Origin of the sequence: Flagellimonas sp. HMM57, from assembly GCF_021390175.1 — a bacterium.
Taxonomy (GTDB): Bacteria; Bacteroidota; Bacteroidia; order Flavobacteriales; family Flavobacteriaceae; genus Flagellimonas.
In genome coordinates this window covers 1,553,259-1,565,727 of record NZ_CP090004.1, presented here as the reverse complement: position 1 = coordinate 1,565,727, position 12,469 = coordinate 1,553,259, and the positions used below count along the sequence as shown (strand labels likewise).

The 12,469-nt window shown below is 40.7% G+C and carries 12 protein-coding genes; 10 read left to right on the top strand and 2 right to left on the bottom strand.

What is annotated here, in order from left to right; genetic code table 11:
• Positions 1–39: 39 nt before the first annotated feature.
• The 8 genes from sufB to LV716_RS06930 all read left to right on the top strand — a co-directional run bounded on the left by sufB (position 40) and on the right by LV716_RS06930 (position 7,130).
• The gene (gene sufB / locus LV716_RS06965; protein WP_163417029.1) at positions 40–1,485 is read left to right on the top strand and encodes a Fe-S cluster assembly protein SufB; all 1,446 of its coding nucleotides are present in this window, start codon (positions 40–42) and stop codon (positions 1,483–1,485) included.
• Positions 1,486–1,572: 87 nt separating this feature from the next.
• The gene (sufC, locus tag LV716_RS06960; RefSeq protein ID WP_163417028.1) at positions 1,573–2,325 is read left to right on the top strand and encodes a Fe-S cluster assembly ATPase SufC; all 753 of its coding nucleotides are present in this window, start codon (positions 1,573–1,575) and stop codon (positions 2,323–2,325) included.
• A gap of 71 nt (positions 2,326–2,396) precedes the next feature.
• A complete protein-coding gene (gene sufD / locus LV716_RS06955; protein ID WP_163417027.1) occupies positions 2,397–3,713 on the top strand; it encodes a Fe-S cluster assembly protein SufD in 1,317 nt (438 codons plus the stop codon).
• A gap of 126 nt (positions 3,714–3,839) precedes the next feature.
• Positions 3,840–4,424: an outer membrane beta-barrel protein gene (locus tag LV716_RS06950; protein ID WP_163417026.1), complete on the top strand. Its 585-nt coding sequence runs from the start codon at positions 3,840–3,842 to the stop codon at positions 4,422–4,424.
• A gap of 91 nt (positions 4,425–4,515) precedes the next feature.
• Positions 4,516–5,730: an aminotransferase class V-fold PLP-dependent enzyme gene (locus LV716_RS06945; RefSeq protein ID WP_163417025.1), complete on the top strand. Its 1,215-nt coding sequence runs from the start codon at positions 4,516–4,518 to the stop codon at positions 5,728–5,730.
• A gap of 72 nt (positions 5,731–5,802) precedes the next feature.
• Positions 5,803–6,225 carry a SufE family protein gene (locus tag LV716_RS06940; RefSeq protein WP_163417024.1) on the top strand — a complete coding sequence of 141 codons (423 nt, stop codon included), beginning with the start codon at positions 5,803–5,805 and terminating at the stop codon, positions 6,223–6,225.
• A 7-nt stretch (positions 6,226–6,232) separates the two neighbouring features.
• Positions 6,233–6,565, top strand: coding sequence for an iron-sulfur cluster assembly protein (locus tag LV716_RS06935; RefSeq protein ID WP_163417023.1), 333 nt, complete (start codon positions 6,233–6,235; stop codon positions 6,563–6,565).
• Between the two features lie 58 nt (positions 6,566–6,623).
• The gene (locus tag LV716_RS06930) at positions 6,624–7,130 is read left to right on the top strand and encodes a DUF2480 family protein (protein WP_163417022.1); all 507 of its coding nucleotides are present in this window, start codon (positions 6,624–6,626) and stop codon (positions 7,128–7,130) included.
• A gap of 217 nt (positions 7,131–7,347) precedes the next feature.
• Here the strand turns inward: LV716_RS06930 and LV716_RS06925 are convergent, their stop codons facing one another.
• Positions 7,348–8,571 carry a BspA family leucine-rich repeat surface protein gene (locus tag LV716_RS06925; protein WP_163417021.1) on the bottom strand — a complete coding sequence of 408 codons (1,224 nt, stop codon included), beginning with the start codon at positions 8,569–8,571 and terminating at the stop codon, positions 7,348–7,350.
• Positions 8,572–8,875: 304 nt separating this feature from the next.
• Between LV716_RS06925 and LV716_RS06920 the strand changes: the two genes are divergently transcribed.
• On the top strand, positions 8,876–9,808 hold the full coding sequence (locus LV716_RS06920) for a DUF3078 domain-containing protein (protein ID WP_163417020.1): 933 nt from the start codon (positions 8,876–8,878) through the stop codon (positions 9,806–9,808).
• A 349-nt stretch (positions 9,809–10,157) separates the two neighbouring features.
• Here the strand turns inward: LV716_RS06920 and hflX are convergent, their stop codons facing one another.
• On the bottom strand, positions 10,158–11,372 hold the full coding sequence (gene hflX / locus LV716_RS06915) for a GTPase HflX (RefSeq protein ID WP_163417019.1): 1,215 nt from the start codon (positions 11,370–11,372) through the stop codon (positions 10,158–10,160).
• A gap of 33 nt (positions 11,373–11,405) precedes the next feature.
• Here hflX and LV716_RS06910 point away from each other — a divergent pair, with 33 nt between their 5' ends.
• A complete protein-coding gene (locus LV716_RS06910) occupies positions 11,406–12,416 on the top strand; it encodes an endonuclease (RefSeq protein ID WP_317167632.1) in 1,011 nt (336 codons plus the stop codon).
• The last annotated feature ends 53 nt before the right edge of the window (positions 12,417–12,469 follow it).

Here is a 12,469-nt window from a genome sequence, read left to right as displayed (position 1 = left end):
AATTGACTCATAGTCTTAATATTGGTAAATGGAACACTTATGGCATACACAGAAGAAGAATTAAAAAAAGAATTGGAAACCAAAGAGTACGAGTATGGTTTCTACACAGATATTGAATCGGATACCTTTCCAAAAGGATTGAACGCAGAAATCGTTCGCGCGATTTCCAAGAAAAAAAATGAACCCGAATGGATGACTGAATGGCGTTTGGAAGCATTTCGCATTTGGGAAAAAATGGAAGAGCCGGAATGGGCAAATGTCCGTTATGAAAAACCGGACTTTCAGGCAATCTCGTATTACTCGGCACCCAAAAAAGCGGATCCTAACAAATCGTTGGACGATGTAGACCCAGAGTTGTTGGAAATGTACCGAAAATTGGGGATTTCCGTGGACGAACAAAAAAGATTGCAAAATGTGGCCGTTGATATCGTTGTGGATTCTGTTTCTGTTGCAACAACATTTAAAAAGACGTTGGCGGAAAAGGGAATCATCTTTATGCCAATTTCCGAGGCAATACAAGAACACCCTGAATTGGTGAAAAAATATATGGGTACCGTTGTTCCAAAAACGGATAACTTCTATGCAGCGCTAAATTCGGCAGTATTTACCGATGGATCGTTCTGTTATATTCCAAAAGGTGTAAAATGTCCAATGGAACTGTCAACATATTTTAGGATAAATGAAGGAGGTACTGGTCAGTTTGAGCGTACTTTAGTAATAGCGGACGAAAGTAGTTACGTAAGTTATCTTGAAGGATGTACTGCACCATCACGAGATGAAAATCAATTGCACGCAGCGGTTGTTGAGCTCATAGCGTTGGACGATGCCGAAATCAAATATTCTACCGTTCAAAACTGGTTTCCCGGAAACAAAGAAGGTGAAGGTGGAGTTTATAATTTTGTAACCAAGAGAGGGATATGCGAAAAGAATGCGAAGATTTCTTGGACACAAGTGGAAACAGGTTCAGCAGTAACTTGGAAATATCCTTCTTGTATCTTAAAAGGAAATAATTCCGTGGGAGAGTTCTATTCTATTGCGGTAACCAATAATTTTCAGCAAGCGGATACAGGTACCAAAATGGTACACTTGGGAAAGAACACCAAGAGTACCATTATTTCCAAAGGAATCTCGGCAGGCCAATCCCAGAACAGCTACAGGGGATTGGTACAGGTAAATAGCAGGGCAGAAAATGCAAGGAATTTTTCACAATGCGATTCGTTGCTGATGGGAAATCGCTGTGGTGCACATACGTTTCCATATATTGAGGCCAAAAATAAGTCTGCCCAAATAGAACACGAAGCCACTACCAGTAAAATTGGCGAGGACCAAATTTTTTATTGTAACCAAAGAGGAATCGATACCGAAAAGGCTATCGCCCTAATCGTCAACGGATTCAGTAAAGAGGTTCTGAACAAACTACCTATGGAGTTTGCCGTGGAGGCTCAAAAACTATTGGAGATAAGTCTTGAAGGTTCGGTAGGGTAGCTTCGACTTCGCTCTGCCACCAAATTTACAGGTGATTGAGCGTAGCCGAAATCATAAAATTCAAACCAAGAATACAATTTTTTGAAAATGTTAGAAATTAAGGATTTACACGCAAGCATAGAAGATAAGAAAATCTTGAAGGGAATTAACCTAGAGGTAAATGCAGGAGAAGTTCACGCTATAATGGGACCGAACGGTTCAGGTAAAAGTACTTTGGCATCCGTTATTGCGGGGAAGGAAGAATTTGAAATCAAAAAAGGCAGCATAGCCTTGGAAGGTGAAGATCTGGAAGATTTAGCCCCAGAAGAAAGAGCTCATAAAGGAATATTCCTTTCGTTTCAGTACCCTGTGGAAATCCCTGGGGTTTCTGTTACGAACTTTATGAAAACAGCAATCAACGAATCAAGAAAAGCAAGAGGTCTGGAGGATATGCCCGCCAACCAAATGTTGAAACTGATTCGTGAGAAATCTGAAATGTTGGAAATCGATAGAAAATTTTTGTCACGTTCGTTAAACGAAGGATTTTCAGGCGGTGAGAAAAAGCGAAATGAAATATTTCAATTAGCTATGCTAGAACCAAAATTGGCTATTTTGGATGAGACCGATTCGGGTTTGGATATTGATGCATTGCGTATCGTTGCCGATGGGGTGAACAAGCTCAGGGGAAAAGAAAATGCCATCATCGTGATTACCCATTACCAAAGATTGTTGGAGTATATAGTGCCCGATTATGTGCATGTGCTTCACGATGGTAAAATTGTAAAATCCGGTAACAAGGATTTGGCATTGGAATTGGAAGAGAAAGGTTACGACTGGATCAAACAAGAAGCAATTGTTTAATTTCAGAATGCGGTGGTCCGTAAGCAGTACTCTACTGTTAACTTTCAACCGTCAACTGTCAACTGAATACTATGGATTTAAAAGATAAATTACTTTCTTCATTTATAGCTTTTGAGAACAACATTGACCTAGACCACCCGGTACATGAAGTTCGCTCCGAAGCAATTAAGAATTTTGAGGCTAAAGGCTTTCCCTCCAAAAAAGAGGAAGCTTGGAAATATACTTCTTTGAACGCTATCCAAAAGGTGGATTTCAGTATTTTTCCAAGGCAGGAGAACACATTGGAGTACAAGGACATCAAACAGTATTTTCTTCATGAGATAGACACCTATAAGATAGTTTTTATAGATGGGGTGTACAGTTCCTATTTGTCCGAAACCACGCATGATGGCGTAGATGTATGCTTAATGAGTGCGGCGCTGACAAAGCCACAGTACAAAGCGGTCATAGATGTATATTTCAACAAAGTAGCCTCAAAAGATGAGTCTTTAACGACCTTGAACACTGCATTTAGCAAAGAAGGAGCTTATATCTATATCCCTAAGAGCAAAGCACCAAAAAAGCCCATTCAGATTATTCATCTGGCAACAGGTAACGAAGCAGCTTTAATGCTTCAACCAAGGAATTTGGTGATTGTAGAGGAAAATGCCGAAGTTCAGATTATAGAACGTCATCAAAGTCTAACAGGTAACGAGGTCTTTACCAATTCTGTTACGGAAATATTTGCGGCTAAAGACGCTATTGTGGATTACTACAAAGTGCAGAACGATGAAAACACAGCGTCATTAGTAGACAATACGTACATCTCCCAAAAAGATAATAGCGTGGTTCGCGTACATACGTTTTCCTTTGGCGGAAAACTAACACGTAACAATCTCAATTTTTATCAAAATGGGGAACGTATGGATTCTGTCTTAAAGGGCGTAACCATATTAGGAGAAAAGCAGCATGTGGATCACCATACCTTGGTGCACCATGCACAGCCCAATTGTGAAAGTCATCAAGATTACAAGGGTATTTTTGGAGAAAATTCTACGGGTGTTTTTAACGGGAAGATCATTGTGGACAAGATTGCCCAAAAAACAAATGCTTTTCAACAGAACAACAATATCTTGATCAGTGATAGGGCAACGATAAATACAAAACCACAATTAGAAATATTTGCGGATGATGTAAAGTGTTCTCACGGTTGTACCATTGGCCAGTTGGATGAAGATGCATTATTCTATTTACAGTCTCGTGGAATTCCCAAAAAAGAGGCCACGGCATTGTTAATGTATGCTTTTGCCAATAACGTTTTAGAAAGTGTTCGTATCCCCGAGCTGAAAACTAGAATCAATAAACTGATTGCCAATAAACTAGGGGTTCGTGTAGGTTTTGAATTGTAATTATTCGTAGATTTTATAGTTACAATCTTTAACAAGATATAAGGAACCATTAACAAAATAGTTAGAATTTAAGGGAATTTTTTGAAGTAGTTTAGCTTGAATAACATCAATTTAAACAATCAAAAAATGACAAGAAAAATTTTATTTTCATTAGTGCTCCTTGCCACAATTTCATTGACCGCACAAGAGAAAAAATGGAGTGTTGAAGCCAATTATCCTACTTCTATTGGCGATGACTTGGGCAATGACAATCCGGCAATTATTGACCTAGGGCTAAAATACAGATTTCTGGAAATCGGTTTTGCTCGACTTGGAGCAGGTATAAATGCAGGGGTTTTTCGTGATGATTTACGCACATTCGCTGATGGTGAAACTTTTGATTTTGATGAAACAAATTGGGTGATTCAACCTAAGGTTTTTATGGAGTTCAAGATTCCTGCCTTGGAAAAGCTCAGACCGTCCATTGGATTGGGTTATACCGCAATAACATCCAAGTTTGACGGTGACTTTCCTGGATTGGAAGAGGGAAGTTCAGAAACATCTACGGATGGAGGAATAAATATCAACTTAGGACTATCATACGATATTACAAAGCGCTTTTTCATACAGGCACAGTATGATTATATTCAGTATAACATCGAGAACCCCGGCTTATCTGATATCGAGCAAGACTTAGGGTTTTTAAAGTTCGGCGCAGGCTTCCGTTTCTAGTATATTTCAATCAACTGGCCCGGGGAATTACCTTGGGCCTTATAACAGTATTCCCCTATTGTAAGTATCTTTGCAATCTATTTTGATTGCTATGCTCGACATAAAAAAAGTAAGAGAAGATTTCCCTATCCTGAATAGAGAAGTCAACGGGAAACCCTTAGTGTATTTGGACAATGCAGCAACATCGCAAACACCACAACAGGTGATTGATGTTATTGTGGAATATTATCAAAAGTACAATGCCAATATTCACAGAGGAGTACACTCGCTTTCCCAAGAAGCCACGGATGCCTATGAAGCGGCACGACTCAAAATCCAAGAGCATTTTAATATTGCCAAATCGCACGAGGTAATATTGACCTCGGGAACGACACATAGTATTAATCTGGTTGCGAACGGATTTACTTCATTTATAATGGCAGGTGACGAGGTCTTGGTCTCCGCAATGGAGCACCATTCCAATATAGTTCCGTGGCAAATGCTCTGTGAACGTACGGGAGGAGTTTTAAAAGTGATTCCGATGAACCAAAACGGTGAATTGGTCATGGAAGAATTTCATATGTTACTTTCAAATAAGACCAAACTTGTTTTCTGTAATCATATTTCCAATGCGTTGGGAACCATTAACCCAATAACGGAAATTATTAGTGCGGCCCACAATGTTGGAGCAGCGGTTTTGATAGATGGAGCTCAGGCCGCTCCTCACATAAAAGCGGACGTGCAGGCTTTGGATGTGGACTTTTATACGGTGTCCGCGCACAAAGTTTGTGGCCCTACAGGCGTTGGAATGCTTTATGGAAAAGAAGAATGGCTTAAAAAGTTACCACCATACCAAGGAGGAGGGGAAATGATTGCCGAGGTAACTTTTGAAAAAACTACGTATGCCGATTTACCTCATAAATTTGAAGCAGGAACTCCCAATATATGCGGAGGAATAGCCTTTGGTGCTGCTTTGGACTACATGAATGGTATTGGATTCAATGCCATTGCTGCCTATGAGGAAGAATTGCTTCAGTATGCTACGGAGCAATTGCTGACCATTGAAGGCCTAAAAATCTATGGAACATCAGAAAATAAGACATCTGTCATTTCCTTTAATATCGAAGGAATACATCCGTATGACATAGGCACTATTTTAGATAAATTGGGGATTGCCGTTCGTACCGGACACCACTGCGCCCAGCCCATTATGGATTTTTATCAGATTCCAGGAACGGTGAGGGCAAGTTTTAGTTTTTACAATACCAAAGAAGAAGTTGATGTTCTGGTGGAAGGCGTAAAGCGAGCTAGAAACATGTTGCTGTAATCCAATAGTTATCTTTATCTTAAAGGCTTGATTAGCAACACTCCTAATTGTACTTTTGAACAAAACCGATACATGACCATAGAAAAAATACAAGAAGATATCATAGACGAGTTTAGCATGTTCGATGATTGGATGCAACGCTATGAATATATGATCGAATTGGGGAAATCATTGCCGTTGATAGACGAACAATATAAAACCGATGATAACATCATAAAAGGATGCCAGAGCAAAGTATGGGTGCATGCCGAACTGGAAGAAGATAAATTGGTCTTTACCGCCGATAGCGATGCAATCATCACCAAAGGAATCATTGCGATTTTAATACGTGCCTTTAGCAATCAAAAACCTCAGGAAATTATTGATGCCAGCACACAGTTTATAGATGAAATAGGGCTTAAGGAACATTTGTCCCCCACTAGGGCAAATGGATTGGTAAGTATGATAAAACAGTTGAAACTATACGCAGTGGCGTATCAAACACAATTGAATTAAGACAAAAATGAGTGAAGAAATTACAACAATAGATACCGCCGAATTGGGCGAAAAGATAGTTAGGGTCCTAAAAACCATCTATGACCCTGAGATACCCGTTGATATTTATGAGTTGGGGCTGATATACGATGTGTTTATCAACGAAGAGTACGATGCAAAAATATTGATGACGCTTACCTCACCAAACTGCCCCGTGGCCGAAACATTACCGGTCGAAGTGGAAGAAAAGGTAAAGTCATTGGATGCTTTGAAAGATGTTGAGGTAGAGATCACCTTTGATCCCCCTTGGACCCAAGAACTGATGAGCGAAGAGGCCAAATTGGAGCTGGGGATGTTGTAAAATAGATGTTAGAACTTAGTATTGAGTACTTAGTCTCAATACTCAAATCTCAAATCTTATGTCTGAAATAGTAAACAGAGTAGCACAGAGCAAACTGATCACCTTCGACCTTGAAGAACTCTATCCTGAAGGGAAGCGTACCGTTCTTGATATTAAGGATTGGCTGTACGAAGGTTTTATTCTTAGGGAAAAAGAGTTTAGAAGCTATTTGGAAGCAGTCGACTGGGCCGTGTACCAAGACAATTATATGGCGTTGACCTGTTCTTCGGATGCCATTGTGCCCGGTTGGGCCTTTATGTTGGTGACCGCAAAATTAAACCCCTTCGCCAAAAAAGTAATGGTCGGTGATCTGGAAACTTTAGAGACATCCCTTTACCAGGAAAAATTGGAAAAACTGGATGTGAGTTCTTTTGCAGATAAGCCCGTTATCATTAAAGGGTGTTCCAACAAACCTGTTCCCCAAAACGCTTATCTAATGGCCATCACCAAAATACAGCAAGTGGCCAAGAGCGTCATGTACGGGGAGGCCTGTTCTTCGGTGCCGTTGTACAAGAAAAAAAAATAACCGCTCTTGTCCTTTTTGGTCTAGGTCCTTCACTTCGAATTTTATTTTTCAGACATCAGACATCAGACATCAGACATCAGACATCGGACATCGGACATCGGACATCGGACATCGGACATCGGACATCGGACATCGGACATCTGATCACTGACTCCAAACCAAAAGACCACCAAAAAACGTAAAGTTCCCCGGTGGCCCATTGTATTAAAAACTAAGTTTAATTACAGGGAACGATATTCCTATAAGTAATAATCCAGTGTGGATTAGCTGAAAGGGCTGTATAAGCGTTGAACCCGTCACCTTCGCAGAGATCTACTCCATCTGCACCCAATGTTACATCTGGCTGTACCCCATCTAGTTCGGACCACCCAATAAGCGTATTGGAAAAGTTAGGGGCGGACATCCCGGAGTCACTGAACATGTCTTCCATGCCTACAACATTACCTATGTCCCAACCTCCCAGATCTTGATCGAACGCCGTGGCCTCATAGAACATTGCGGACATATTTTGAACCTTGCTTACATCCCAACCGCTTATATCCTGATTGAACGTGGTATTGTAAGCAAAGGTGCCATACATGTTGGTTACCTTGCTTACATCCCAATCGTTGATATCCTGTTTGAAATCTGCATTGACAAAAGCGCCTAGCATGGATGTACATTGGGCAAGATCGGGTTTATCCTTCGCATTTACAGTTATAATAACATTAAGATTATCCAGATAAAGCATATAATCCATGCTTTTCCAGGTCGTATTTCCCCATTGCTCCACAGTCTGCAAAGATTCCTGTCCTCCAAAGATCAATCGGTCCATTTGTCCCTTTAAGGCCACGGTGTAAGTGCCCGGATCTTGGTATTGATGGATAAGGCCCACTTCCCCTTCGCCGATTTTATGTTCCTGTCCCTGTCCGTTACCCCAATCAATTTGGAAATCGACATCCTCTCCGAATGTTGTTATGCTGAAGACCTCGTCGGCGACAGTGGTCTTCAAAGTAAAGACAAAAGATTCCAGATCCTCAAGCAGTTCAATAACGTTCTGCACGGTTATCTGTATGCTGATCTGGTCCGTGCCACCATTGCCGTCGGAGACGGTCACGGTGATGCTGTGCTCGGAGACGGTCTCAAAGTCAAGGTATTTGCCATCTACCAAGGTGATCAGGCCATTCTCATTTATGTTGAATAGCCCTTGGCCGTTTCCGCCCGTGATTTCAAAGGTAAGGGTATCTTCCGCATCGGCATCGGTTGCGATCACGGTAAAGATAGTAAGGGTAGTGTTGGCATCTTCGTCCACTTCTGCCGTTGTGGTCTGGTTGGTGATCACGGGAGCGGAATTGGTCTTGTCGTCGGGCGTGGTCGTGGTTCCATTGTCATCACTGGAACAGGAGAGTGCGAACATTCCAACGGATAGTATCGTCAGAATTGAAAAGCGTATTTTTTTCATGGGTTTATTGTTTTGCGTTATTGGCGCAAGAAAGGTGTATTATGGACAAGTTGCCCATGTCAATTGACGGATGCAGGGTTTGGGTTGACGGTTGGGGGTTTTTGGATTTTGGGTGAAGGGTTTTGGGTAAAAGTTGTTGTGTGTAGGGTTTTGGGTAAAGGGTGAAAGGTTATTTTTTGGAAATCAGAAATCAGAAATCAGGAATCAGGAATCAGAAGTTAGGAGTCAGTAGTCAGTGGAGCAAAACTTTACCTTTAAAAGTGACATTTCTTATTTTTGGGGTCTAAACATTAAACTCCATACTATGAAACAACTACTTTTAGCTACGGTAGCCTTTTTTATGATGCTGACCGGTAGCGCACAAACAGCAGAAGAGCTAAAGTCTGAAATGGCTCCTAAAAAAGACTCCATTGCTGCTATTCAGGCTCGGGTGAATGCCCTACAGGCCAAGCTAGATGCCTTGCCCGGTTGGAAAATAGGGGCTTTTGGAACCATTGGGGGAAGTATCTCTGAATTCAACAATTGGTTTGCCCAGGGAATTCCCAACAACTCATCCGGGAATATTGGTTTTACGGTCAATGCCTACGCCAATCTACAGGAAGAAAAATTCTTTTGGCGCAATGCGGCCAACGTTAACTTGGCCTGGGTGAAATTGGATGATAAAGATGATCCAACGGACGATGATAGCTTTAGGGAAGCTACGGATGTATTCAATATTTCTTCGCTCTATGGAAGGAAGCTCAGTGAGAAATTTGCCATATCTGGATTGGTCGAATATCGTACTACATTGTTGAGCAACTTTAACGATCCTGGGTATTTGGACGTAGGGGTCGGTGCCACATGGACGCCCATTCAAGATTTGGTGGTTGTGATCCATCCGCTCAACTACAACTTTGTCTTTAGTAGTGAGGATACCATTTTTGAATCTTCGGCAGGTGCCAAGATCGTAGCGGATTACACCAAGAAAATTGGCGCGATCAATTTTAAAAGTAACCTGTCCATGTTCCAAAGCTATGAAGACGGGGATTTGAGTAATTGGACCTGGACCAATTCCTTTGCATATACGCTATGGAAAGTAATAGGGGTAGGGTTTGATTTTGGCCTGAGAAACAACAAACAAGAAACCTTAAACTATATAGTAAACTTGGCCCCAACCCCAAATGCCGATGCTACTTTCGATACCATTGACAACGAACTACAAACCTATTGGACCTTAGGTCTGAGCTATTCGTTTTAATAGAAAGAGAGAAATTATTATACTAAAAAAGCCGCTCGATCCGAGGGGCTTTTTTTATGGGGTTATGTGTAATTTGGGGTGTTTTAAAAACCAAGCTCTAAGTAGGTTAAGTTTATGAAAGATTAGGTTTGTAACACTATCACTTAAACACATTATAAATCTAGGATTTCTGTGGTTTGTCCTTAAACTTTTGTTGTGAACCTGCAAAAAGTTGTGGTAGAACAGGTTAATGGTTGCGTTTTATCGATCAAAAGATGCGTATGTTCCAAAGTGGGAATTACCAATTGTTATGAAAGGTAAAAATACTGGGATTGTAAACGTATTTATTTTAACAAGAATTACCTTTCAATCAATGATATTCATCCAAATGCTCTGGATATAAAAAATTGTTATATGGAAAGCGAGTCACATGAATATCGCGAACCTCATTGTACACCCGTTTTCTAAACTCATCAAGATTTTCCTTGTTGAGCGCAGAGATGAACAGCGCGCGATCACCTATTTTGTTGTACCACGTTTTTTTCCAATCTTCAATGGTAAAATGAGCTTCGGTTCGTTCGGTGACCAAGTCGTCTTCGTCAATGGTTTCGGGCTTATAAAGGTCTATTTTGTTAAAGACCATAATGTTTTTTTTGTCGGCACTCTTGATTTCATCCAGGATTTGATTTACGGATGCGATATGCTCTTCAAAATTAGGGTGGGATATATCGACTACATGTAACAATAGATCCGCTTCCCGTACCTCGTCCAAGGTACTTTTGAAACTTTCCACCAATTGCGTAGGCAACTTTCTGATAAAACCTACAGTATCGCTCAATAAAAAGGGGAGGTTGCCAATTACGACCTTCCTTACGGTAGTATCTAGTGTGGCAAACAACTTATTCTCTGCAAAGACCTCACTTTTACTTATCACGTTCATTAAAGTGGATTTGCCCACATTGGTATACCCTACCAAAGCTACTCTTACTAGCGCACCTCGGTTGCCTCTTTGGGTTTCCATTTGCCGGTCTATTTTGGCAAGCTTCTTTTTTAAGAGTGAGATTCGGTCACGAACAATCCTTCTATCTGTTTCAATCTCCGTTTCCCCCGGACCGCGCATTCCAATACCCCCACGTTGGCGCTCCAAGTGTGTCCAAAGTCCGGTTAACCTAGGCAAAAGATATTCGTACTGGGCCAATTCTACTTGTGTGCGTGCATAGCTGGTCTGTGCACGTTGTGCAAAAATATCGAGGATAAGACTTGTTCTGTCCAATATTTTACAGCGAAGGAGCTTTTCAATATTGTTCTGTTGCGCAGGGGAGAGCTCGTCATCAAAAATTACCGAACCTATCTCGTTTTGTTTTACATACCGCTCTACCTCTTCCATTTTACCGCTGCCTATGTAGGTTTTTGGGTTGGGGACATCTATGCGCTGCGTAAATCTTTTGGTTACCTCGCCGCCAGCGGTATAGGTCAAGAATTCCAGTTCATCTAGGTATTCTTTGACCTTGCTCTCATCTTGGTCCTTATTGATCACTCCAATAAGCACCGCCTTCTCATAATCTATACTCTTTTTTTCTAGCATTAAAAACAATTAATATGCAAATCTAAACAATGTTTGAAAGCCTTTTTTGTACTTTGTGTTTTTATTGAACTTCAATCCATATTAACATCATATACATTGAATCAGCTGGAAGATTATTCTACCATAGCATTTTACAATCTTGAGAATTTTTTTGACCTAAAGGATGACCCCCATACCCTTGATGATGATTTTACTCCAATAGGGATGCGAAATTGGGATGAGGACAAATATTTTGGAAAAGCCAAAAAGCTAGCCAAAGCTATAGCATCTATAGGAAAGGAAGATAGTGGGGCATCTCCGGTTTTAATAGGTTTGGCCGAAGTGGAGAACAAAAATGTTATCCAGACGCTACTGCACGAAAAATCACTAAAGGATATTGATTATGCGTATGTACATTTCGACTCGCCGGATGAAAGGGGGATAGATACCGCTTTACTTTATAATAAAGAACACTTTACTGTTTTGGAATCCGATACGATTCCCTTAATTGTGGATAACTCAAACGGGGAGCGTGATTTTACCCGCGACATTCTATATGTACTCGGTAGGTTGCACCAAGAAGAGGTGCATATTTTTGTAAATCATTGGCCATCGCGCAGGGATGGTGCCACTGCAACAAGTTATAAAAGAATAAAAGCCGCCCACACGATTCTACAAAAAATAGAAAGTCTTAATACAGCGGTTTCCAATTATATCATAATGGGCGATTTTAACGACAACCCCAATTCCAAAAGTATTAAAACACTTATGGAGACGGGCATGTTTATGAACCCAATGCAAAAGCTGCTCTCACCTTCTACGGGAAGTGCAAATTATAAGGGAAAATGGAGTCTTTTTGATCAAATTTTGATTTCACACAGTTTTTTAAACTATGAAAAGGGAACCCATACGTTTAAAAAAGCCAGTGTATTTGCTCCGAATTTTCTCAAGGAGCGAAAAGAAAAATATAAGGGAAATCCATTCCGAACATTTGCGGGGAAAAAGTATCTTGGAGGTTACAGTGATCACTTTCCTGTTTATATTCTGTTGAAAGAAAATAACTAATCCAATAGAAAGAATTTTTTTCGCAACATAAAAATGCACTTACACAACAGGTC